A 22,893-nucleotide genomic window follows, 5' to 3' on the forward strand; every position below is an offset into this window, starting at 1 on the left:
TTGGAGACAACTGAAATGGGCAACCTGAACCCGGTCGCGGATGCGCAGACCATGACACTCAAGTCGCGGCATACGAAGTGGCCGCCCGAACTGAGCATCTTCCTCGTGCTGGTCGGCATCAGCCTGTTCTTCGAGATCCTCGGCTGGATCGTCGTCGGCCAGAGCTTCCTGTTCAATGCCGAGCGGCTCGAAATCATCGTGCTGCAGATGGCCGTGATCGGCATCATCGCGGTCGGCGTGAACCTCGTGATCATCACCAGCGGGATCGATCTCTCGTCGGGGTCGGTGGTCGCGGCAGCCGCCGTCGTGTCGGCGAGCCTCGCGCAGGTGTCCGACTTCCCGCGCGCGGTGTTTCCGCACCTGACCGACTTGCCGGTGATCTGGCCGGTGCTCGCCGGCGTGTGCGTCGGGCTGCTGGTCGGCCTGCTGAACGGTACGCTGATCGCGATGACGGGCATCCCGCCGTTCATCGCGACGCTCGGCACGATGGTCGCCGCGCGCGGCTTCGCGAAGTGGTTCACCAACGGGATGCCGGTGTCGATGCTGACCGACTCGTTCGCGGCGATCGGCGCGGGCGCCAATCCGGTGATCGTCTTTCTCGTGATCGCCGCGATCTTCCACGTCGTGCTGCGCTACACGCGCTTCGGCAAGTACACGTATGCGATCGGCGCGAATCGCCACGCGGCCGTCGTATCGGGCATCAACGTCACGCGACACCTGATCTTCGTCTATGCGATCGCGGGCCTCCTGAGCGGGATCGCCGGCACCGTGACGGCCGCGCGCGCGATTTCCGGCCAGTCGGGCATGGGCGTGATGTACGAGCTCGATGCGATCGCGGCCGTCGTGATCGGCGGCACGTCGCTGTCGGGCGGCCTCGGGCGCGTGACGGGCACCGTGATCGGCGTGCTGATCCTCGGCGTGATGACGTCGGGCTTCACGTTCATCCGCATCGACGCGTATTACCAGGAGATGGTGAAGGGCGCGATCATCGTCGCGGCCGTGATCGCCGATCAGTACCGCAACAAGAAGTCGCGTCGCTGACCGATTCCGACGCGGCCGACACCACGCAACTTTCCAGGAAGAAGATGAAGATCGCTCTGGACCCCTACATGATTCGCCACCTGCCGCTCGACCGGCTGCCGCACGCGGTCGCCGAACTCGGCTACGACCAGATCGAGCTGTCGCCGCGCAGCGACTTTCTCGACTGGTGGGTGATGCCGCGCGCGACGCGCGAGCGCATGGCCGCGTTCCGCCAGGCGATGCGCGCGAGCGGCGTCGGTCTCGCGTCGCTGCAGCCGATGTACCGCTGGGCGAGCCCGTTCGAGGACGAGCGGCAATGGGCCGTGCGCTGCTGGCAGAAGGCGATCGAGGTCGCAGTGGAGATGGAGTGCCCGCTGATGGTGTCCGAGTTCGGGCGCGGCGCGTCGCCGGAGCGTTCGGTCGGCGAGCGGCCGGGCGCGAACCCGAAGGAGCTGTGCGAAGCCGCGTGGTTCCGTTCGATGGACGCGCTGCTGCCGATCCTCGAGCGCGAACGCATCGTGCTGTCGGTCGAGCCGCATCCGGAAGACTGGATCGAGCAGCTGCAGCCGGCGATCGACATCGTCACGAACATCGGCTCGCCGTCGCTGAAGCTGTCGTACATCGCGCCGCACACGTTCTACTACGGCGACGACATGGCCGCGATGATCGCGGCCGCCGCGCCGATTCTCGCGCACGTGCGCGTGGCCGACACCTTCGACCACCGCAAGAGCAGCCAATTGCGCTACATCGTGAACCCGCCGGGCTCGAATCAGATCCGCGTGCACCAGCATCTCGACATCGGGCAGGGCGAGATCGACTGGGACGTGTTTTTCGGCGCGCTCGGCAGCGCCGGCTTCGACGGCGTGATGTCGTCGTGCGTGTTCGCGTGGGAGGACCGCGCGGAAGCGTCGTCGCGCTACATGCGCGACACGATCCAGCGCTACGTCGATCGCCATTTCGAGCGGGCGGCTGCGCGCTGAGCCGTTTGGGAACCATTGTTGACCGGCGCGGCACGGGCCGCGCCGCTGATGAACGAACGACTGGAGATATTCGGATGACGTTGCAAATCGGTGTGATCGGCTGCGGCGCGATCGGCCAGGACCATATCCGCAGGCTTACGCGTACGCTGTCCGGCGCACGCGTGGTAGCGGTCAACGACATCGACCCGCAGCAGGCGCGCGATGCGGTGACGAAGTACGGGCTCGACGCGGAAATCTACGGCGATGGTCACGACGTGGTCGCGGCCGTCGACGTGCAGGCCGTGCTCGTCACGTCGTGGGGGCCGACGCACGAAGCGTTCGTGCTCGACGCGATCGCGCACGGCAAGCCGGTGTTCTGCGAGAAGCCGCTGGCGGTCACCGCCGACGGCTGCATGCGCATCGTCGAGGCCGAGATCGCGCACGGCAAGCGGCTCGTGCAGGTCGGCTTCATGCGTCCGTACGACGAAGGCTATCGTGCGCTCAAGCGCGTGATCGACAGCGGCGAAATCGGCGCGCCGCTGATGCTGCATTGCGCGCACCGCAACCAGTCGGTCGGCGAGCGCTATACCACCGACATGGCGATCACCGACACGCTGATCCACGAGCTCGACGTGCTGCGCTGGCTGCTCGGCGAGGACTACACGAGCGCGCAGGTCGTCTACCCGAAGAAGACGCGCCATGCGAGCGCGCATCTCGCCGATCCGCAGATCGTGCTGCTCGAAACCGCGAGCGGCGTGCGCATCGACGTCGAGATCTTCGTGAACTGCCAGTACGGCTACGACATCCAGTGCGAGGTGGTTGGCGAGAACGGCATCGCGAAGCTGCCCGATCCGCCCGCGGTCGGGCTCAAGCATGCGGCGCGGCAGTCGGTCGAGATCATGACCGACTGGAAGGAGCGCTTCATCGCGTCGTACGACGTCGAGCTGCAGGCGTTCGTCGACGGCGTGCGGCAGGGCGCGCTGACCGGCCCGTCCGCGTGGGACGGCTATGCGGCGGCGGTCGCGGCCGATGCGTGCGTGCGCGCGCAGAAGAGCGGGGCGGTCGAGCCGATCGCGATGGCCGAACGCCCGGCGTTCTATCGCGGCTGAACAAGCCGGACACGTTGACATCGGGCCGCGTGACCACGCGGCCACGCACCGCTTTCCTGATGGACTGACCGACATGACGATGAAGATTGGCTGCGCGCCGTGCTGCTGGGGCGTCGACGACGTGAAGAATCCGCACCTGCCGCCGTGGCGGCACGTGCTCGCCGAAGCCGCACAGGCCGGCTATTCGGGCATCGAGCTCGGCCCGTACGGCTATATTCCGCTCGAGCTCGACGTGGTGAGCGCGGAGCTCGAGCGTCAACGCTTGAGCATCACCGCCGGCACGATCTTCGACGACCTGGTGTCGCCGGAGAACCTGCCGAACCTGCTGCGCCAGACGCGCGACATCTGCGCGCTGATCACGCGCTTGCCGAAGCTGCCGACGCAGCCGGGCCAGCGCCATGCGGCGCCGTACCTGGTCGTGATGGACTGGGGCCACGAGGAGCGCGACTATGCGGCCGGTCACGGCGATCGCGCACCGCGGCTGTCCGACGAGCGCTGGGCGCGGATGGTGGACCATATCCGGCAGATCGCGACGCTCGCGCGCGACGAGTTCGGCGTGCGCGCGGTGATCCATCCGCATGCGGGCGGCTACATCGAATTCGCGGACGAGATCGACCGGATCGTCGCCGACATTCCGGCCGAGACGGCGGGCCTGTGTCTCGACACCGGCCACCTGCATTACTCGGGCATGGACCCGCAAACGTGGCTGCGCCGCCATGCGGCGCGGCTCGACTACGTGCATTTCAAGGATATCGACGCGGCCGTGTACGACGCGGTGATGGGCGAGCACATCGCATTCTTCGCGGCCTGCGCGCGCGGCGTGATGTGCCCGATCGGCACCGGCGTGCTCGACTACCGCGCGATTCGCCACGCGCTCGACGAGATCGGCTACGCCGGCTACATCACGATCGAGCAGGAGCGCGACCCGCGCAATGCGGGCACGAGCCTGCGCGACGTTGCCGCGAGCCGCGCGTTTCTCGCATCGGCCGGGTTCGCTTGATCGGCCGTCGGCCCGACCCTTTGCACACACTCTGAACACTGAACACGGACAGGAACACGACAATCATGATCGACGGACAGATTCTGCTCGGACATTCGATTCGCTGGGGCATGGTCGGCGGCGGGCTCGGCAGCCAGATCGGCTACAGTCACCGGTCGGCCGCGTTGCGCGACGGCAGCTTCCAGCTCGTTGCCGGCGCGTTCGACATCGATGCCGAGCGCGGGCGGCAGTTCGGCGTGAAGCTCGGCGTCGCGGCGGACCGCTGCTATCCCGACTACCGGACGATGTTCGACGCCGAGGCGAAGCGTGCCGACGGCATCCGCGCGGTGTCGATCGCGACGCCGAACAACACGCACTTCGAGATCTGCCGCGCGGCGCTGAACGCGGGGCTGCACGTCGTGTGCGAGAAGCCGCTGTGCTTCACGACCGAGGAGGCCGAGGCGCTGCAGCGTCTGTCGGTCGAGAAGAACCGCATCGTCGGCGTCGCGTACGGCTATTCGGGACACCAGATGATCGAGCAGGCGCGCGAAATGATCGCGCGCGGCGATCTCGGCGAAATTCGCATCGTGCAGATGCAGTTCGCGCACGGCTTTCACAGCGACGGCGTCGAAGCCGCGAGCGCCGCCGCGCGCTGGCGCGTCGACCCGAAGTTCGCGGGGCCGAGCTACGTGCTCGGCGATATCGGCACGCATCCGCTGTACATCTCCGAAGTGATGGCGCCGGACCTGAAGATCAAACGGCTGATGTGTTCGCGGCAGAGCTTCGTGAAGAGCCGCGCGCCGCTCGAGGACAACGCGTTCACGATCATGGAATACGACACGGGTGCGATCGGCTACGTGTGGTCGAGCGCGGTGAACGCCGGCTCGATGCACGGGCAGAAGGTGCGCGTGATCGGCTCGAAGGCGAGCGTCGAATGGTGGGACGAACATCCGAACCAGTTGCGCTACGAGATCCAGGGGCAGCCCGCGCAGGTGCTCGATCGCGGGATGCCGTACCTGCACCCGAACGCGACGCGCGAAGACCGCATCGGCGCCGGGCATCCGGAAGGGCTGTTCGAAGCGTGGTCGAACCTGTACGCGCGCTTCGCGCTCGCGATGGATGCGGCCGATCGCGGCGACGTGCAGACGTTGAAGCAGATCCGCTTTCCGGACGTCCATGCGGGCGTCGAAGGCGTGCGGTGGGTCGAGAACTGCGTGCGGTCCGCCGATGCGGGCGGCGTGTGGGTCGACTATCGTTGAGCGAGGGGGCGGGCCGGCTGCGCCGCGGATCGTCGCGCTCGGTCGCGACGGCCGGCTTGGTAGACACCCTGATCTTTACGACGCCGCGAGCGCGTTGGACAATCGCTCCCAGTCTTGCCGTGGAGCGTATGCAAGCGATGATCGAGCGCGTGGGAGCGAGTAGGCGGCGCGGGCCGCGCCGCAAACGTGATTAAATTCGCCCTTCATGCATGTATCCAGTCGAGCCCCGGGCCGCGTCCGCCAGCATCGCGCGCGCATCGGGGCCGTCAACTTCGCGCTATCCGATGAGTTCATCCGAGAAACCTCCCGCCACCGTCGAGCAGTTCCTGCAGCATCTGACGCAGGAGTACGACGGTCTCAGCAATCGCCTGAAGGTGATTGCGCGTCACGTGGAAACGCATCGGGACCAGCTTGGGCTGGAAGGCATCCAGTCGCTCGCGGAGGCTTGCGGCGTCCAGCCGTCGGCCGTCGTGCGCTTCGCGAAGCACTTCGGCTTCTCCGGGTTCTCCGAGATGCAGCGGCTGTTCCGCGAGGGGCTCGCGCAGCAGATCGCGCCGGGGCGCGCGTACAGCTTGCGGCTGCGCGACGTGATCGAAGCCGGCTCGTCGAGCCTGCAGCCCGAACAGATCGCCGACGAATTCATCAAGGGCAGCATTGCCGGGATGCAGCAGTTGCGGCAGACGCTCGATTCGCAGGCGCTCGCGCAGGCCGTGGATTTGCTCGCCGATACGCAGGCGATCTGGATCGCAGGATCGCGGCGCGCGTTTCCGATCGCCGCATACCTCGACTATGCGCTGCAGCACACCGACAAGCGGATCGGCCTGTTCAGCGCGCTCGGCAGCATGCATCTCGGCCAGATCCGGTCGGTGCGCGCGGGCGACGTGATGATCGCGATCTCGTTCATGCCGTATGCGGACGAGACCGTGCAGGTCGCGCAGCAGGCCGCGCAGCGCGGCGCGCGGCTGATCGCGATCACCGACAGCCGGATGAGCCCGCTCGCGCGGGAGGCGGAAGTGACGCTGATGGTGCAGGAGAGCGCGACGTTCGGCTTTCGTGCGCTGACCGCCACGATGGGCCTCGCGCAGAGCCTGTTCGTCGCGCTCGCGTACCGGCTCGAGTTGTCCTATATGCCGACCGCCGACGGCGCGCACGGCACGAAAGCCGGTTGATGCCGACTGCCGGTGCGCCGCCCGCCGGACGGATCGGCGGATGGCGCACCGGCCGGCTTACTTCGCGGTCGGCATCGCGAATTCGGCGCCCTTGCCGATGCTCGACGACCAGCGCTGCATCACCGACTTCTGGCGCGTGTAGAAGCGCACGCCTTCCTCGCCGTACGCATGCATGTCGCCGAACAGGCTCTTCTTCCAGCCGCCGAAGCCGTGCCATGCCATCGGCACCGGGATCGGCACGTTGATACCGACCATGCCGACCTGGATGCGCCGCGCGAATTCGCGCGCGATGCCGCCGTCGCTCGTGAAGCACGACACGCCGTTGCCGAACTCGTGCGCGTTGATCAGGTCGACCGCTTCGCCGAAATCCTTCACGCGCACGCAGCCGAGCACCGGCCCGAAGATCTCTTCCTTGTAGATCCGCATGTCGGGGCGCACGTGATCGAACAGCGTGCCGCCGGTGAAGAAGCCGGCTTCGCGGCCCGGCACGCGCAGACCGCGGCCGTCGACCACCAGTTGCGCGCCTTCGTTTACGCCTTGCTCGATATAGCCTTCGATGCGCTTGAGCGCTTCGCCGGTGACGATCGGCCCCATCTCGACTTCCGGCGACATCCCGTCGCCGATCACCAGCTTGCGTGCGCGTTCGGCGAGCGCCGGCACGATCTTGTCGGCCACGTCGCCGACCAACACCGCGATGCTGATCGCCATGCAGCGCTCGCCGGCGGAACCGTATGCGGCGCCGATCAGCGCGTCGACGGCCTGCTCGATGTCCGCATCGGGCATCACGACGAGGTGGTTCTTCGCGCCGCCGAGCGCCTGTACGCGCTTGCCCGACTGCACCGCGCGCTGCTGCACGTAGGCTGCGATCGGCGTCGAGCCGACGAAGCTGACGGCCTGCACGTCCGGGTGGTCGAGGAGGGCATCGACCGCGCCCTTGTCGCCCTGGACGACGTTGAACACGCCGGCGGGCAGGCCAGCCTGCGTGAGCAGGTCGGCGATGAACAGCGCGGCCGACGGGTCGCGCTCGCTCGGCTTCAGCACGAACGTGTTGCCCGTCGCGATCGCCACCGGGAACATCCAGCACGGCACCATGCACGGGAAGTTGAACGGCGTGATGCCCGCGACGACGCCGAGCGGCTGGCGCATCGTCCAGTTGTCGATGCCGGTGCTGACCTGGTCGGTGAAGTCGCCCTTCAGCAGTTGCGGCACGCCGCACGCGAATTCGATGATGTCGATGCCGCGCGCGACTTCGCCCTGCGCGTCCGAGAACACCTTGCCGTGTTCGGCCGTGATGATCGCCGCCAGCGTGTCGCGGTGCTCGTTCATCAGTTGCAGGAAGCGGTGCAGCACGCGCGCACGGCGGATCGGCGGCGTCGCGGCCCAGGCCGGGAACGCGGCGTGGGCGGAGGCGACGGCCTGCCGCACTTCGCCGTCGTCGGCCAGCGCCACGCGGCGCACCGCGCGACCGAGCGCCGGATTGAGGACGTCCTGGAAACGGCCGCTGCGGCCGGCGACGGGCGCGCCGTCGACATAGTGGCCGACGTCTGCGTCGGACGTGTACGCGGGAACCGGATTCATCGTGTCTCCTGAGGATGAGGGGGAACAGCACCTAGTCTAGGGAAACCGGCAGGGCCGGAGAAGGCCGCGAAACTTGATTCACTGTTCAGAATTCTGAATAATCAATGGATGAATCAGCAAAATGTCCAGGCGCTCTGGCCGCACATCCATTCGCTGACGGTGCTGGCTGCGGCGGGCAGTTTCACGGCTGCCGCGCAGCGGCTCGGCATCAGCAAGGCCGCGATGAGCCAGCGCATCGCCGATCTCGAAAAGGCGGCCGGCGTGCCGCTCGTGCGGCGCACCACGCGCAGCGTGCGGCTCACCGATGCGGGCCAGACGCTCGTCGACAGCACGCGCGACGCGTTCGAGTCGATCGGCCAGCATTTCGCACGGGTGAAGGATCTCGCCGGCGAGCCGCGCGGGCTGCTCCGCCTGACGGTGCCGGTCGCACTCGGGCGCCAGCAGATCGTGCCGCATCTGCCCGATTTTCTGCGCCAGCATCCGGGCGTACAGATCGAGCTCGACCTGTCCGACCGCCTGCATTCGCTGACGCAGGAAGGCTTCGATCTCGCGATCCGCCATACGACCACCGCGCCGCAGACCCATGTCGCATGGAAGCTGTGCGACACGCGTTCGCTGCTGGTCGCGAGCCGCGACTATCTGGACGCGCGGGGCGCGCCGCGCCACCCGAGCGAACTCGTCGATCACAGCTGCCTGTGCTACCTGCGCGAGCACGAGCCGGCCGCATGGAGCTTCGAGCCGGACGGCCGCCGGCGCCAGCGCGTGAGCGTGCCGGTGCGCGGCAGTTTCGCGGCGAACAACAGCGAGGCGATGCGCGAGGCCGCGCTCGGCGGGCTCGGCATCGCGCTGCTGCCCGATTTCAGCGCGCGGCGCGACCTCGACGCCGGCCGGCTCGTCACGCTGCTCGACGGCTGGCGGCCGTCGGGCGCGTTCGGCGACCACATTTTCGCGATCCGCCCGTACAGCCCGGTCGTGCCGAGCGCGGTGCGCGCGCTCGTGCGGCACCTGCGCGAGCGGCTCGCGGGCGGTTTCTCCGGCGCGTGAGCCGGGCGGCGGGCGTCGGGCCGCGGGCGGGCCGGGCAGGCGCGGCGGCGCTGCGGTAAAATCGCGGCTTCCATCCGCGCCGTGTGCGGCGCGTCATTCGAAGGTCGACAGCCGATGCAGATTCACAAGGAAGTGGACGCGCGCGGGCTCAATTGCCCGTTGCCGATCCTGCGTGCCAAGAAAGCGCTTGCCGATATGGAGAGCGGGCAGATCCTCAAGGTGCTCGCGACCGATCCGGGCTCGCAGCGCGATTTCGCCGCGTTCGCGAAGCAGACGGGCAACGAGATCGTCGAGTCGACGATCCAGGACAAGATCTTCGTGTTCCTGATGCGCCGCCGCTGAAGGCGCGCATCGCACGTTCCGCCGCGCCACGCTCCCGGCCGGCCGCGTCTGGCCGGCCAGGGCCGACAACGGGCTCATTTGCATTGGAAACGCGCCAAAAGCGCAACACCGGAGCCGGCGCAGGCCCTCGCTCAGGCTCCTGGTCCATTGGAAAGCGCTTGCCGCGCCTGTCTGACAATTCTTAAACCTCGTTGCGTGACCGGCTGCGTATACTGACGCGGCCGGTCGTCCGCTCCCAGCGGAGGCGCCGGCCACGGTACGTCGCACGGCGGGCTCGGGGGCCATGCCTGACGCTACCGTCGTACAACGGGGAGAGGACATGTCCTTCAGACCAGGGACCCTTCGAAGTCCGTCCGGAGCGGAAAGCATTGCGCCCGTGCGCACCTCGGAATTGAACCGGATCGAGCTCGATCCGCAACAGGACCGCCACGCGCGTGCCGCGCTGGAAGCCTATGCGGATTCGGCAGCGGCCGAGATGCCGTGGCTGGCCGAGTGGCTCGACGAACGGCTGCGCGATGCCGCGCGGGACGACGGCGCGGGCCCGACCTACTGCGGTGCGACGATCGAACGCGTGTTCGATCTGGCGCAGGCATGGGCGGCAGGCCAGCCCGACTATGCGGCCGGCGCATGGGAGCGCGTGCGCGACCAGTTGCAGCGGATGCTTGCGCAACGGCCGCTGTCGGAGCGGCCCTCGCCGGGCGTGCCGACAGACGATTTTGCCGAGCCGGTGGCCGGCATCGCGGGCGCCAAATAGGCGTCCGGTTGCGCAGCAGAAAGGATTATTCGAAGAAAGGGCGATAGTCCGCGCAATTTCTTGGCGAATTTCATACTACTATGATGAAATCGCCGGTTCGTCCGTGCCCCGTTTTTGAGATATTTGGCCGGGGTCGCCAATTTGCGCAGGAGGCGCGAGCGGCGAACGACGGCTCGCCGGCCGGTATCCGGCGCCGCGCGCAGGCTGCGCGGCCGGGGCAGGTGCGGGAGCCGAATGGACGGATCGACTTCGATTTGCGGGGTGCTATGAGAATTGCTGTACTGGATGACGATCCGGCCCAGACGGATTTCGTCAGTCAAACGCTGACGGCCGTCGGCCACACGTGCTATGCGTTCAAGGAAGGCAAGGCCCTGAAGAAGCGCCTGCAGCGCGAGACGTTCGACCTGCTGGTGCTCGACTGGAACGTGCCCGACATGTCCGGCGAGGAAGTGCTCAAGTGGGTGCGCGCCAACCAGACCGAGCACAGCCTGCCGATCATCTTCATGACGAGCCGCGACGACGAGGCGGGGATCACGCAGATCCTCAACGCCGGCGCCGACGATTACGTGGTCAAGCCCGTGTCGGGCCCGATCCTGCGCGCGCGCATCGGCTCGCTGCTGCGCCGCGCGTATCCGGTCAACGCCGAGGCGACCGTCCGCGAATTCGATCAGTTCCGTTTCGACGTGAACCTGAAGCAGGCGTACGTCGGCGACAAGGCCGTGAGCCTCACGCAAAAGGAATTCGAGCTCGCGCTGCTGCTGTTCCAGCATCTCGACCGGCCGCTGTCGCGCGCGCACATTCTCGACCTCGTGTGGAAGCAGGCGACCGACATTCCGTCGCGCACGATGGATACGCATATTTCCATGCTGCGCACGAAGCTCGGCCTGCGGCCCGAAAACGGCTACCGTCTCGCGCCGATCTACGGGTACGGCTACCGGCTCGAACGGGTCGGCCAGGGGGAACCGGAGTGACCGCGCGAATCACGCAGCGCACGGCCAGCCTGTGCACGGCGGCACTGCGCGCGGCCTGCGCGGTCGCGTTCGCGTTCGCCGCGCAGCAGGCCACGGCGCAGCCGCCCGCCGCCGCAGGCAAGACGGTCGTCTATCGCACGCAGGCGGGCGACACGCTGTACGACGTCGCCGCGCGTTACCTGCAAGGCGCGGACGACTGGCAACTGCTCCAGCAGATCAACGGCGTGCCGGCGCCGAAGCGCCTGCAGCCCGGCGTCGCGCTGAAGCTGCCGGTCGCGCGGCTGCGCAAGGAAAAGCTCACCGCACGCGTGATCGCGGTGCAGGGCACGGCCGAGCGCGCGTCGGGTGCCACGTCCGGCACCCCGTTCGCGCCGCTCGCGAACGATGCGACGCTCGCCGAAGGCGACCGCGTGCGCACCGGCCCGAACGGCTTCGTGACGATCGAGCTGGCCGACGGCACGCACATGAGCCTGCCGCCCGACAGCCAGCTCGATCTGAAGTCGCTGCGTCGCACGGTGCTGACCGGCACGCTCGATCGCGAGTTCGAACTCACGCGCGGCTCGGTCGACAGCGAAGTCACCCACCTGAAGAAACGCGACGATCGCTTCCAGATCCGCTCGCCGTCGGTCGTCGCCGGCGTGCGCGGCACGCGCTTTCGCGTGAACTACGACGCGGCCGGCACCGCGTCGACGCGCGTCGAAGTGCTCGACGGCACCGTCGGCGTCGCGGGCGCCCGGCAGCCGGCCGGCGCGACGCTCGTGCATGCGAACTTCGGCAGCGTCGCGACATCGTCCGGCGCGGTCGGCGCACCGGTCGAACTGCTGGGCGCGCCCACGCTCGCGCATCCCGACAAGGTGCAGGACGAGTCCGACGTCGCATTCGACGTCACGCCGCTCGCGCAGGCGCATGCGTATCGCGTGCAGCTCGCGCACGACGCGGGGCTGCTCGACCTGTTCCGCGAAACGCGCACCGATTCGCCGCGCGCGGTATTCCGCGACGTGCCGAACGGGAATTACTTCGTGCGGATCGCCGCGATCGATGCGAACGGCCTCGAGGGGCAGCCGCGCACCTATGCGTTCGAACGCCGCGTGATGGGGCTCGACGCGAGCGCGTCGCAGGGCGCGGGCGGTTACGAGTTCCGCTGGTCGCCGAACGGGTCGGGCAAGAATGCCCGTTACCGGTTCGTGCTGTCGCGTTCGAAGGACCTGAGCGCGCCGGTCGTCGACCAGGTCGGCCTGCACGCGCGCCAGATCACCGTCGCGCACCTGCCGGCGGGCGAGTATTTCTGGGCCGTGACCGTCGAGGAATTCGAAGGCGGCAAGTTCTACGAGAAGACCAGTCCGGTCAGCGCGTTCACGTTGTCGCGCTGACCCGCGGCGCATGAAACTCGACTCCGTTTCCCCGCGGCGGCGCCTCGGCCGCCGCTTCCTGATCGAATGGATCGCGATCGGCTGCCTCGGGATCGCGGTGATCCTTGCGTGCGCGCTCGGCCGCCTGTCGTCGAGCGTCGACGGGTTGATCTACGACCGGCTGCTGATGCTGCGCAGCCTGCCGCTGTCGCCCGACGTGGTGGTGGTCGACATCGACAACCAGAGCGTGTCCGCGCTCGGCCGCTGGCCGTGGCCGCGCGACGTGCATGCGCGGCTGCTCGACACGCTCGCGCGCGCACAGCCGGCCGCCGTCGTCTACGACGTGCTGTTTACCGAACCGTCGCCCGAGGATCGCACGTTCGCGAACGCGATGAGCCGCGTGCCGACTTTCCTGCCGGTGCTGCTGAGCCCCGAGCAGGCGGACGGCACGCGGTCGGTCGATCCGCCGGTCGCCGCGCTCGCCGCGCGCGCGACGGGGCTCGGCCATATCAATCTCGAAGTCGATCGCGACGGCATCGTGCGCAGCGTCGCGCTGTTCGAAAGCGACGGCCGCGTGCGCTGGCCGCAACTGATGGTGCCCGTGTACCGCGCGATCCAGGCCGGCCGGCTGCACCCGGTCGGCGGCGTGCCCGGTGCGAACGCGCACGACCTGTCGCGCGATGCGGCGGGCGACGGCCGCTACCTGATTCCGTTCAGCCGCAACACGCCCGCGTATCCGACGCTGTCGTTCGACGACGTGCTCGAAGGGCGCGTGAAGCCCGACGCGCTGCGCGGCAAGATCGTCGTCGTCGGCGTGACGGCATCGGGGCTGTACGATCGCTTCGCGACGCCGGTGTCCGGCGAGTTCGGCCCGCTGGCCGGCGTGTATATCCATGCGAACGTGCTCGACATGCTGGCGACCGGCAGCGCGATCTCGCCCGCGTCGCGCGCGGGATTGTTCGTCGCGTCGCTGCTGCCGCTCGCCGTGTTGCTGGGCGGCTTCCTGATGCTGTCGCCGTGGCGCGCGCTGCTGCTGACGCTGAGCCTTGCCGCGCTCGCCGTGGTCGCGAGCATGGCGCTGCTGTTCGAGGCGCGCATCTGGCTGACGCCGGCGCCCGCGATCTTCGGGCTGATCGCCGTCTACCCGATCTGGAACTGGCGGCGGCTGGAAATGACGATGTCGTACCTGCGCCGCGAGCTGCAGCGGCTCGCCGACGAGCCGCACCTGTTGCCCGAGGCGCCGCGCACGCGCAGCGTCGGCGGCGACGTGCTGGAGCGGCAGATGGCGCTGATGGCGCAGGCCGCGCAGCGCGTGCAGGACATGAAGCGCTTCGTTTGGGACAGCCTCGACAGCATGCCCGAGCCGATCTTCGTGACCGACCTCGCCGGCACCGTGCTGATCGCGAACCACGCGGCGAAACGCTACGGGTCGCGGCTCGCGCTGCCGTTGCCGGAAGGGCGGCCGCTGCGCACCGCGCTCGGCGAGCTGACGTTCATGAAGACCGTCGACGGCAACGCCGAGCACGACGCGGCGATCCGCGAGCGCTGGCCGGCCGCGCTCGACCCGACGCTCGAGGCCGAGCACGACGCGATGGCGCGCGGCATCGAAGTGCGCGATCGCGACGGGCTCGACCATCTGCTACGCTACGCGGCATGTACGAACGCGCAAGGGCGCGTGACGGGCTGGATCGCCGGCCTCGTCGACGTGACCGACCTGCATGCGGCCGAACGGCATCGCGAGGAGGCGCTGCACCTCCTGTCGCACGACATGCGTTCGCCGCAGTCGTCGATCCTTGCGCTCGTCGAGATCGAGCGCGATCGCGTCGAGAGCGACGCGATGCGCAGCCTGCTCGCGCGGATCGAGCGCTATGCGCACCGCGCGCTGTCACTTGCCGACGAGTTCGTGCAACTGGCGCGCGCCGAGTCGCAGGCGTACCAGCTCGAGGTGACGAGCCTCGTCGACGTGCTGATCGATGCGAGCGACGAGGTGTGGCCGCAGGCGCAGGCGAAGCACATTCGCATCGAGTCCGACGTGGGCGCCGACATGTGCTGGGTGCGCGCGGATCGCTCGCTGATTACGCGCGCATTCGTGAACCTGTTGAACAATGCGGTCAAATACAGTCCGTCCGACACGGTGATCACGTGTACGCTGACGGTCGAGCACGCATCGAAGCGGATGTTCTGTACGATTCGCGATCAGGGGTACGGCATTGCGCCGGAAGATCAGCGGCATCTGTTCGAGCGTTTCAAGCGATTCCATGCCGGCGAGCGGCCCGACATCCCGGGTTCGGGGCTCGGCATGGCTTTCGTGAAGACGGTCGTCACGCGCCATGGGGGCAGCGTGTCGGTCGACAGCGAAGTGGGTGTCGGCACCGCGGTGACGGTGTCGCTGCCTGCGATCGACGAGCCGTCCGCCTGACAGGGCCGGGCGCGGCGGCAGGCATTTGGGGAAAGTCATGAGAAAGCAATGGGCGGCGACCGCGCTGGCGGCGTCGCTGTTGACGGGTTGCGCCGGCGTGACGAGCGGCGTGAGTGCGGTCGGGCAGCCGAATGCATTTGCATCCGGCGCGCACGGCTACGATTTCGTACGGACGGCCGCGCAGCGGGACGACGCCGAGTACCGGCAGATCGAGTCGCTCGTACGCGACGAACTCGCGCGCCGCGGCTTCGATGCGCGGCCGCTCAAGGACGCGCGTTACCGGCTGTCGATCGCGTATGCGACGCAGCCGGCGGCGGTCGCGACGAGCGCCGACCGGTGCGGCGCGGCCAGCAGCGCATGCGTGACGGTCGACGGGCCGGCGCCGTTCGCGCTGCCGTTCGCTGGCAAGGTATACCGCCACGTGCTGACGCTGCGTTTCGTCGATGCGCAATCGGGCGCCGACGTCTATCGCGTGTCGGCGTCGCTGCGCGATCGCGATCCGGGCACGCAGCAGGCCGCACCGGCGCTCGTCAAGAGCGCGCTGGCGAAGCTGCCGTTCGGCGACGGCGGCGGCTGGCTCGTCAAGACGAAAAAAGACGACGCGGGCGGGATGCCGGGCGTCGTCTCGGTGAAGCCGGCCGACGCGCGCTGAGCGGTGGCCGGGAGGTGAGGGCGAGCCCGCCGGGGCACGCCCTTGCCGCATTCAGACGGCGGGTTGGGCGCCGTCGCGCGTGCGCAGGTACGCATCGAATTCCGCACCGACTTCCGGGTGGCGCAGCGCGAATTCGACCGTCGCCTTCAGGTAGCCGAGCTTGCTGCCGCAGTCGTAGCGCGTGCCCTGGTACTTGTAGGCCAGCACCTGTTCGTCGGCGAGCAGTGCCTGGATCGCGTCGGTGAGCTGCAGTTCGCCGCCCGCGCCGGGCTTCAGCGCGCGCAGGTGCTCGAAGATCCGCGGCTTCAGGATGTAGCGGCCGACCACGCCGAGGTTCGACGGCGCGACTTCCGGCGCCGGCTTCTCGACGATCGCCGACATCTTGACGATCGATTCCTCCCATTCCTTGCCGTCGACGATCCCGTACGACTTCGTCTCCGACGGCGGGATCTCTTCGACGCCGATCACCGAGCTGTGATAGTGGTCGAACACGTCGACCATCTGCTTCATTACCGGCGGATTGCCGTCGAGCAGGTCGTCGGCGAGGATCACCGCGAACGGATTGTCGGCGACCAGCTTTTCCGCGCACAGCACCGCGTGGCCGAGGCCGAGCGCTTCCGGCTGGCGCACGTAGAAGCAGTCGACATGGCTCGGCTTGATGCTGCGCACGAGTTCGAGCAGCTTTTCCTTGCCGCGTGCCTCGAGTTCGGCCTCGACTTCGTACGACTTGTCGAAGTGATCCTCGATCGCGCGCTTGCTGCGCCCGGTCACGAAGATCATCTCGGTGATGCCCGCGGCGATCGCTTCCTCGACCGCGTACTGGATCAGCGGCTTGTCGACGACCGGCAGCATTTCCTTCGGGCTCGCCTTCGTTGCCGGCAGGAACCGCGTGCCGAGGCCGGCAACGGGGAATACCGCCTTGGTGACTTTCAACATGATCGAACCTTTATTCCTGTAATCGACTTGTCAGACGGTCTATGTTCACGTTCGCATTATAGTGAACGCAAACGACCTTACCGTTTGTTACGCAGGCAACCGATCGAGCTGCGCGCGCAGTTTTTCGAGCGTGCTCTGGAATTCCGCGACGCGTTTCTGCTCCTGTTCGACCACGGCCGGCGGCGCTTTCGCGACGAAAGCCTCGTTGCCGAGCTTCGCGTTGCATTTCGCGATCTCGCCCGTCAGGCGCGCGATTTCCTTCGACAGGCGCTCGCGTTCGGCCGCGACGTCGATTTCCACCTTCAGCACCAGCTTGTTCGGGCCGACGATCGCGATCGGCGCGCCGTGCGCTTGCTGGTCGAGCGCCGCTTCGTCGGCGAGGATCTGCACTTCCGACAGGCGCGCGAGCGCCTGCACGTACGGCGCGAACGAGCGCAGGCGCTCGGCGTCGCCGGCGGCCAGCAGCGGCACCTTGGTGGCCGGCGACAGGTTCATCTCGCCGCGCAGGTTGCGGCATGCGTCGACGATCGCCTTCAGGTCGGCCGCCCACTGCTCGGACGCCTCGTCGATCTTCTGCAGGTTCGCGACCGGATACGCCTGCGTCATCAGCGACGCCTCGCCGTCGGCCTTGCCTTGCGGATAGCGGCCGGCGAGCGGCGCGACCTTCTGCCAGAGCGCTTCGGTGATGAACGGGATGACCGGGTGCGCGAGGCGCAGCACCGTTTCCAGCACGCGCAGCAGCGTGCGGCGCGTCGCGCGCTGCTGTTCCGGCGTGCCGTTCTGGATCTGGACCTTCGCGAGTTCGAGATACCAGTCGCAGTACTCGTCCCACACGAATTTGTAGATGCTCGTCGCGATGTTGTCGAAGCGGTAATCGGCGAAGCCCTTCGCGATGTCGGCCTCGGTGCGCTGCAGCAGCGACACGATCCAGCGGTCGGCCGCCGAGAAGTCGAGATAGCCGCCGGGGCCGCAGTCGCCCGCGCCGCACACGTCCGGCTTGTCGTTGCCGCAGTCGTGGCCTTCGCAGTTCATCAGCACGAAGCGCGTCGCGTTCCACAGCTTGTTGCAGAAGTTGCGATAGCCTTCGCAGCGCGCGAGGTCGAAGTTCACGTTGCGGCCGAGCGTCGCCATCGACGCCATCGTGAAGCGCAGTGCGTCGGTGCCGAACGCGGGGATGCCGTCCGGGAATTCCTTGCGCGTCTTCTTCTCGATGGTCGCGGCCTGCTTCGGGTTCATCAGGCCCGTCGTGCGCTTCGCGACCAGCGCTTCGAGGTCGATGCCGTCGACGATGTCGATCGGGTCGAGCGTGTTGCCCTTGCTCTTCGACATCTTCTGGCCTTCCGCGTCGCGCACGAGGCCGTGCACGTAGACGGTATGGAACGGCACCTTGCCCGTGAAGTGCGTGGTCATCATCACCATCCGGGCGACCCAGAAGAAGATGATGTCGAAGCCGGTGACGAGCACCGACGACGGCAGGAAGTGCTGCAGTTCGGGCGTTTCGTTCGGCCAGCCGAGCGACGAGAACGGCACGAGCGCCGACGAGAACCACGTGTCGAGCACGTCTTCGTCGCGCTTGAGCGCGCCCGTGTAACCCTTCGCGGCAGCCTGCGCGCGTGCGTCTTCCTCGTTGCGCGCGACGAACACCTCGCCGTTTTCGCCGTACCACGCCGGAATCTGGTGGCCCCACCACAGCTGGCGCGAGATGCACCAGTCCTGGATGTTCTCGAGCCACTGGTAGTAGGTGGTCGTCCAGTTCTCCGGCACGAACTTGATCCGGCCGTCGCGCACCACGTCGAGCGACGTTTCGGTGATCGATTTGCCCGGATTGAACGTGCCTTCCGGCGCCGGCTTCGTCATCGCGACGAACCACTGGTCGGTCAGCATCGGCTCGATCACGACGCCCGTGCGGTCGCCGCGCGGCACCATCAGCTTGTGCGGCTTCACCGAGTCGAGGAAGCCCTGCGCGTCGAGGTCGGCGACGATTGCCTTGCGCGCGTCGAAGCGGTCGAGGCCGCGATACTGCTCGGGGCCGTTGTCGTTGATCTTCGCATCGAGCGTCAGGATCTCGATCGGCGCGAGCTGGTGGCGCAGGCCGACCTGGTAGTCGTTGAAATCGTGCGCGGGCGTGACCTTCACGACGCCGGTGCCGAACTCGCGATCGACGTAGTCGTCGGCGATCACCGGGATCTCGCGGCCCGTCAGCGGCAGCGTGACGAGCTTGCCGATCAGGTGCGCGTAGCGCTCGTCTTCCGGGTGCACCATCACGGCGACGTCGCCGAGCATCGTCTCGGGGCGCGTGGTGGCGACCGTGAGCGAGCCCGACCCGTCGACGAGCGGGTAGCGGATGTGCCACAGGTGGCCGTTTTCCTCTTCGCTCGCGACTTCGAGATCCGACACCGCGGTGAGCAGCACCGGATCCCAGTTGACGAGGCGCTTGCCGCGGTAGATCAGGCCCTGTTCGTAGAGCGTGACGAACACGTCGCGCACGGCGGCCGACATCTTGTCGTCCATCGTGAAATATTCGCGCGACCAGTCGGTCGACGCGCCGAGGCGGCGGACCTGGCCGGTGATCGTCGAACCGGATTTCTGCTTCCATTCCCACACGCGCTCGACGAACTTCTCGCGGCCGAGGTCGTGGCGCGACACGCCCTGCGCGTCGAGCTGGCGTTCGACGACGATCTGGGTGGCGATGCCCGCGTGGTCGGTGCCGGGCACCCACAGCGTGTTCTCGCCGAGCATCCGGTGATAGCGCGCGAGGCCATCCATGATCGTCTGGTTGAACGCGTGGCCCATGTGCAGCGTGCCCGTCACGTTCGGCGGCGGCAACTGGATCGCGAAATCGGGGCGGGACGGATCGAATGCCGGGGCGGCATAGCCGCGTTTTTCCCACTCCGGCCCCCATTGGGACTCGATGGTATGGGGCTCGAAGCTCTTCGCAAGCGTGTTGTCGCTCATGTTGGAAATCTGCCGAAAAATGCGTGAATTGGATGCCGAATCTGACAATTATAAATGGATGCCCATCGGCCAGCCATCGCGCAGCCGGTGCAGGCCCGTCGGGGCGCGGCCGCAACGGGCCTGCGATGCGCGTGCGACGTGCGGCCGAACGGATCGGAAACGGTATCGCGCGGCCGACTTATAATGGCGGGTCCGCATTTTTCTCGCCCGTCAGCTGCCGCTCCATGCCCGATCTGCTCGCCAATCTGAACCCCGAACAACTCGCCGCCGTCACGTTGCCGAACGAACCGGCGCTGATCCTCGCAGGGGCGGGCAGCGGCAAGACCCGCGTGCTGATCACGCGCATCGCATGGCTGATCCAGCAGGGCTATGCGTCGCCGCCCACCGTGCTCGCCGTCACCTTCACGAACAAGGCCGCGCGCGAGATGATGGCGCGCCTGTCGGCGATGATGCCGATCGACACGCGCGGGATGTGGATCGGCACGTTCCACGGCCTGTGCAACCGGATGCTGCGCACGCACTGGCGCGATGCCGGCCTGCCGCAGACCTTCCAGATCCTCGACACGGCCGACCAGCTGTCCGCGATCAAGCGGCTGATGAAGGCGGCGAACGTCGACGACGAAAAGTACCCGCCGAAAAACGTCCAGTACTTCATCAACAACGCGAAGGAGCAGGGGCTGCGCCCGGACAAGGTCGACGCGACCGACAACTTCAACCGCAAGTTCGTCGAGCTGTACCAGGCGTATGACCAGCAGTGCCAGCGCGAAGGCGTCGTCGATTTCCCCGAGCTGCTGCTGCGTTGCTACGAGCTGCTTGCGTACAACGCGCCGTTGCGCGCGCACTATCAGGCGCGCTTCCGGCACATTCTCGTCGACGAGTTCCAGGACACCAACAAGCTGCAGTACGCGTGGCTCAAGATGCTCGCCGGCGGCGAGAACGCGATCTTCGCGGTCGGCGACGACGATCAATCGATCTACGCATTCCGCGGCGCGAACGTCGGCAACATGCGCGACTTCGAAGATGAATTCCGCGTGCGCAACCTGATCAAGCTCGAGCAGAACTACCGGTCGCACGGCAATATCCTCGATGCGGCGAACCAGCTGATCTCGAACAACGCGCACCGCCTCGGCAAGAACCTGCGCACCGATGCCGGCCACGGCGAGCCCGTGCGCGTGTACGAAGCCAGCACCGATTCGCAGGAGGCCGGCTGGATCGTCGAGGAGATCCGTTCGCTGATCAACACCGGGATGGCGCGCAGCGAAGTGGCCGTCCTGTACCGCAGCAACGCGCAGTCGCGCTCGATCGAGCACACGTTGATGTCGTCGGGCATTCCGTATCGCGTGTACGGCGGCCTGCGCTTTTTCGAGCGGCAGGAAGTGAAGCACGCGCTCGCCTACCTGCGCCTGATCGACAACCCGAACGACGACACGGCATTTGCGCGCGTCGTCAATTTTCCGACCCGCGGGATCGGCGCGCGCTCGGTCGAGCAACTGGCCGACGCCGCGCGCCTGTACGGCTGCTCGATGGCCGCCGCGATTCCGTACGTGACCGGCAAGGCCGGCACGAGCCTCGGCGGGTTCGCGAACCTGATCGCGAAGATGCGCGCCGACACGCAGCACATGAACCTGCCCGACACCGTCGAGCACATCGTGCGCGCGAGCGGCCTCGCCGATTTCTACCAGGGCGAGCGCGAAGGCCAGGATCGCCTCGAAAACCTGCAGGAACTCGTGAACGCGGCCACCGCGTTCATCGCCGAGGAAGGCTACGGACTCGACACGCCGGCCCGCTCGATCCCGCTGCGCGCGGGCGCGATCGCGGCGCCCGAGCTGAGCGCCGCGACGGACGATCCGGCGCTCGACGTGCTCGATCCGACTTCGCCCGCCGACCCCGCGCAGAACCCCGACACGATGACGCCGCTCGCGGGCTTCCTGTCGCACGCGTCGCTGGAGGCGGGCGACAACCAGGCGCAGGCCGGCCAGGACGCCGTGCAGCTGATGACGGTGCACGCGGCGAAGGGGCTCGAGTTCTCGGCCGTGTTCATCACGGGGCTCGAGGAGGGGCTGTTCCCGCACGAGAACAGCGTGCTCGAATCGGACGGCCTCGAGGAAGAGCGCCGGCTGATGTACGTCGCGATCACGCGCGCGAAGGAGCGGCTCTACCTGTCGTTCGCGCAAAGCCGGATGCTGCACGGCCAGACCCGCTACAACGTGCGCTCGCGCTTCTTCGACGAACTGCCGGAGCACGTGCTGAAGTGGTTGACGCCGAAGGTCGAGGCCGGGTCGCGTTGGGGCGGGCGTTCGGACAATGCCGGTTACGGGCGCGACTGGTTCGCGCGGCCGGGAGGCGGCAGCCGCGAGCAGTTCGTCGATGCGGCCGTGTCCGCGCCGCTGCCGGCGTTCGCGGACAAGCAGCGCGCGGCCGACACCGGCTTCCGGGTCGGCCAGCAGGTGTTCCATACGAAATTCGGCGAAGGCACGGTGACCGCGCTCGAAGGCAACGGCACCGATGCGAAGGCGCAGGTGAAGTTCAAGCGCCACGGCGAGAAATGGCTCGCGCTCGCGGTCGCGAAACTGCAGGCGGTGGAATGATGGACGTCGACATGGCCGTTACGCCTGCCGCCCAGCCGCTCGGCATTCTGGCCGCGCTGCCCGAGGAACTCGGCGACCTGATCGCCGCGATGCGCGCCGACGGCGCGATGAAGACGGTCACGCTCGGCCGCCGCGATTATCACGTCGGCACCGTGCACGGTGCGGCCTGCATCGTCACGCTCGCGCGGGTCGGCAAGGTCGCGGCCGCCGCGACGGTCAGCGCGCTGATCCACGTGTTCGGCGTATCGGGCGTCGTGTTCACCGGCGTCGCGGGCGGGGTGTCGCGCACGGTGCGGGTCGGCGACGTCGTCGTGGCCGATGCGCTGCTGCAGCACGATCTCGATGCGTCGCCGCTGTTTCCGCGCTACGAGGTGCCGCTGCTCGGCATCACGCGCTTCGCGACCGACCCGGCGCTGACGGCCCGCTTGCGGGCTGCGTGCGCGCTGTTCGTCGAAGAAGAGGGCGCGCAGTTCGCCGAGCGCTTCGGGCTGGCCGGCGCGACGCTACACGGCGGGTTGATCATCAGCGGCGACCGCTTCGTGTCGAGCGAGCGCGAGGTCGTCGCGCTGCGCGACGCGCTGCCGGACGCGCTCGCGGTCGAAATGGAAGGCGCGGCGATCGCGCAGGTATGCGCGGAACACGACGTGCCGTTCGCGCTCGTGCGCACGATCTCCGACACGGCCGACGATCACGCGACGCAGTCGTTCTCGCACTTCCTGTCGGCGATCGCGAGCAGCTATTCGTCCGGCATCCTCGAGCGTTTCCTGACGCTCCATGCGACGACGGCGGCCTGAAGCCGCCGTCGAATCC

General features: G+C 67.8%; 18 protein-coding genes. 15 read left to right on the plus strand and 3 right to left on the minus strand.

Annotated elements, in window-relative coordinates:
- Positions 1-15: 15 nt before the first annotated feature.
- The 6 genes from WS89_RS18650 (at position 16) to WS89_RS18675 (ending at position 6,495) form a co-directional block, all read left to right on the plus strand.
- Entirely contained in the window at positions 16-1,041 is a 1,026-nt protein-coding gene (locus WS89_RS18650) for an ABC transporter permease (protein WP_034207066.1), read from the plus strand.
- 44 nt (positions 1,042-1,085) lie between these two features.
- Positions 1,086-2,000 carry a sugar phosphate isomerase/epimerase family protein gene (locus tag WS89_RS18655; protein ID WP_059505646.1) on the plus strand — a complete coding sequence of 305 codons (915 nt, stop codon included), beginning with the start codon at positions 1,086-1,088 and terminating at the stop codon, positions 1,998-2,000.
- A 74-nt stretch (positions 2,001-2,074) separates the two neighbouring features.
- On the plus strand, positions 2,075-3,088 hold the full coding sequence (locus WS89_RS18660) for a Gfo/Idh/MocA family oxidoreductase (RefSeq protein WP_059505647.1): 1,014 nt from the start codon (positions 2,075-2,077) through the stop codon (positions 3,086-3,088).
- Positions 3,089-3,161: 73 nt separating this feature from the next.
- A complete protein-coding gene (locus WS89_RS18665) occupies positions 3,162-4,088 on the plus strand; it encodes a TIM barrel protein (RefSeq protein ID WP_059792573.1) in 927 nt (308 codons plus the stop codon).
- A gap of 65 nt (positions 4,089-4,153) precedes the next feature.
- Positions 4,154-5,326 (plus strand): Gfo/Idh/MocA family protein, encoded by a 1,173-nt coding sequence (locus tag WS89_RS18670; protein ID WP_059505651.1) that lies wholly within the window; start codon positions 4,154-4,156, stop codon positions 5,324-5,326.
- Between the two features lie 284 nt (positions 5,327-5,610).
- Positions 5,611-6,495: a MurR/RpiR family transcriptional regulator gene (locus WS89_RS18675; RefSeq protein WP_059505653.1), complete on the plus strand. Its 885-nt coding sequence runs from the start codon at positions 5,611-5,613 to the stop codon at positions 6,493-6,495.
- Positions 6,496-6,552: 57 nt separating this feature from the next.
- Here the strand turns inward: WS89_RS18675 and WS89_RS18680 are convergent, their stop codons facing one another.
- Positions 6,553-8,073 carry a CoA-acylating methylmalonate-semialdehyde dehydrogenase gene (locus WS89_RS18680; RefSeq protein ID WP_059505655.1) on the minus strand — a complete coding sequence of 507 codons (1,521 nt, stop codon included), beginning with the start codon at positions 8,071-8,073 and terminating at the stop codon, positions 6,553-6,555.
- Positions 8,074-8,181: 108 nt separating this feature from the next.
- Between WS89_RS18680 and WS89_RS18685 the strand changes: the two genes are divergently transcribed.
- From WS89_RS18685 to WS89_RS18715, 7 genes are all read left to right on the plus strand, one after another.
- The gene (locus WS89_RS18685; RefSeq protein WP_059505658.1) at positions 8,182-9,117 is read left to right on the plus strand and encodes a LysR family transcriptional regulator; all 936 of its coding nucleotides are present in this window, start codon (positions 8,182-8,184) and stop codon (positions 9,115-9,117) included.
- 114 nt (positions 9,118-9,231) lie between these two features.
- Positions 9,232-9,459 (plus strand): sulfurtransferase TusA family protein, encoded by a 228-nt coding sequence (locus WS89_RS18690; RefSeq protein ID WP_059792575.1) that lies wholly within the window; start codon positions 9,232-9,234, stop codon positions 9,457-9,459.
- Positions 9,460-9,778: 319 nt separating this feature from the next.
- The gene (locus tag WS89_RS18695) at positions 9,779-10,213 is read left to right on the plus strand and encodes a hypothetical protein (protein WP_059505661.1); all 435 of its coding nucleotides are present in this window, start codon (positions 9,779-9,781) and stop codon (positions 10,211-10,213) included.
- A 266-nt stretch (positions 10,214-10,479) separates the two neighbouring features.
- Positions 10,480-11,184: a response regulator transcription factor gene (locus WS89_RS18700; RefSeq protein ID WP_006490421.1), complete on the plus strand. Its 705-nt coding sequence runs from the start codon at positions 10,480-10,482 to the stop codon at positions 11,182-11,184.
- Complete coding sequence (locus tag WS89_RS18705; RefSeq protein WP_059792578.1) at positions 11,181-12,554, plus strand: FecR family protein; 1,374 nt, start codon at positions 11,181-11,183, stop codon at positions 12,552-12,554. Before WS89_RS18700 ends, WS89_RS18705 begins: the two co-directional genes overlap by 4 nt.
- Before the next feature lie 10 nt (positions 12,555-12,564).
- Positions 12,565-14,952, plus strand: a complete 2,388-nt coding sequence (locus WS89_RS18710; protein ID WP_059792580.1) for a CHASE2 domain-containing protein — start codon at positions 12,565-12,567, stop codon at positions 14,950-14,952.
- A gap of 37 nt (positions 14,953-14,989) precedes the next feature.
- The gene (locus tag WS89_RS18715) at positions 14,990-15,604 is read left to right on the plus strand and encodes a DUF4136 domain-containing protein (RefSeq protein WP_059792582.1); all 615 of its coding nucleotides are present in this window, start codon (positions 14,990-14,992) and stop codon (positions 15,602-15,604) included.
- A gap of 51 nt (positions 15,605-15,655) precedes the next feature.
- Here WS89_RS18715 and galU read toward each other — a convergent pair whose 3' ends face one another.
- A complete protein-coding gene (galU, locus tag WS89_RS18720) occupies positions 15,656-16,540 on the minus strand; it encodes a UTP--glucose-1-phosphate uridylyltransferase GalU (RefSeq protein ID WP_059505665.1) in 885 nt (294 codons plus the stop codon).
- Between the two features lie 87 nt (positions 16,541-16,627).
- Positions 16,628-19,495, minus strand: a complete 2,868-nt coding sequence (locus WS89_RS18725) for a valine--tRNA ligase (protein WP_059505666.1) — start codon at positions 19,493-19,495, stop codon at positions 16,628-16,630.
- 224 nt (positions 19,496-19,719) lie between these two features.
- Here WS89_RS18725 and WS89_RS18730 point away from each other — a divergent pair, with 224 nt between their 5' ends.
- Positions 19,720-22,083, plus strand: a complete 2,364-nt coding sequence (locus WS89_RS18730) for a UvrD-helicase domain-containing protein (protein WP_059505700.1) — start codon at positions 19,720-19,722, stop codon at positions 22,081-22,083.
- Positions 22,083-22,877 (plus strand): 5'-methylthioadenosine/adenosylhomocysteine nucleosidase, encoded by a 795-nt coding sequence (locus tag WS89_RS18735; protein WP_373558393.1) that lies wholly within the window; start codon positions 22,083-22,085, stop codon positions 22,875-22,877. The genes WS89_RS18730 and WS89_RS18735 overlap by 1 nt, the downstream gene beginning before the upstream one ends.
- The last annotated feature ends 16 nt before the right edge of the window (positions 22,878-22,893 follow it).

It is taken from the genome of Burkholderia sp. MSMB1072, assembly GCF_001524725.1.
GTDB lineage: Bacteria > Pseudomonadota > Gammaproteobacteria > Burkholderiales > Burkholderiaceae > Burkholderia.

Excerpts from the sequence above, each read along its gene's own strand:
- WS89_RS18650 (WP_034207066.1), top strand. The coding sequence starts at position 16 with ATGGGCAACCTGAACCCGGTCGCGGATGCGCAGACCATGACACTCAAG.
- WS89_RS18655 (WP_059505646.1), top strand. The coding sequence starts at position 1,086 with ATGAAGATCGCTCTGGACCCCTACATGATTCGCCACCTGCCGCTCGAC.
- WS89_RS18660 (WP_059505647.1), top strand. The coding sequence starts at position 2,075 with ATGACGTTGCAAATCGGTGTGATCGGCTGCGGCGCGATCGGCCAGGAC.
- WS89_RS18665 (WP_059792573.1), top strand. The coding sequence starts at position 3,162 with ATGACGATGAAGATTGGCTGCGCGCCGTGCTGCTGGGGCGTCGACGAC.
- WS89_RS18670 (WP_059505651.1), top strand. The coding sequence starts at position 4,154 with ATGATCGACGGACAGATTCTGCTCGGACATTCGATTCGCTGGGGCATG.
- WS89_RS18675 (WP_059505653.1), top strand. The coding sequence starts at position 5,611 with ATGAGTTCATCCGAGAAACCTCCCGCCACCGTCGAGCAGTTCCTGCAG.
- WS89_RS18680 (WP_059505655.1), bottom strand. The coding sequence starts at position 8,073 with ATGAATCCGGTTCCCGCGTACACGTCCGACGCAGACGTCGGCCACTAT.
- WS89_RS18685 (WP_059505658.1), top strand. The coding sequence starts at position 8,182 with ATGAATCAGCAAAATGTCCAGGCGCTCTGGCCGCACATCCATTCGCTG.
- WS89_RS18690 (WP_059792575.1), top strand. The coding sequence starts at position 9,232 with ATGCAGATTCACAAGGAAGTGGACGCGCGCGGGCTCAATTGCCCGTTG.
- WS89_RS18695 (WP_059505661.1), top strand. The coding sequence starts at position 9,779 with ATGTCCTTCAGACCAGGGACCCTTCGAAGTCCGTCCGGAGCGGAAAGC.
- WS89_RS18700 (WP_006490421.1), top strand. The coding sequence starts at position 10,480 with ATGAGAATTGCTGTACTGGATGACGATCCGGCCCAGACGGATTTCGTC.
- WS89_RS18710 (WP_059792580.1), top strand. The coding sequence starts at position 12,565 with ATGAAACTCGACTCCGTTTCCCCGCGGCGGCGCCTCGGCCGCCGCTTC.
- WS89_RS18715 (WP_059792582.1), top strand. The coding sequence starts at position 14,990 with ATGAGAAAGCAATGGGCGGCGACCGCGCTGGCGGCGTCGCTGTTGACG.
- galU (WP_059505665.1), bottom strand. The coding sequence starts at position 16,540 with ATGTTGAAAGTCACCAAGGCGGTATTCCCCGTTGCCGGCCTCGGCACG.
- WS89_RS18725 (WP_059505666.1), bottom strand. The coding sequence starts at position 19,495 with ATGAGCGACAACACGCTTGCGAAGAGCTTCGAGCCCCATACCATCGAG.
- WS89_RS18730 (WP_059505700.1), top strand. The coding sequence starts at position 19,720 with ATGCCCGATCTGCTCGCCAATCTGAACCCCGAACAACTCGCCGCCGTC.
- WS89_RS18735 (WP_373558393.1), top strand. The coding sequence starts at position 22,083 with ATGGACGTCGACATGGCCGTTACGCCTGCCGCCCAGCCGCTCGGCATT.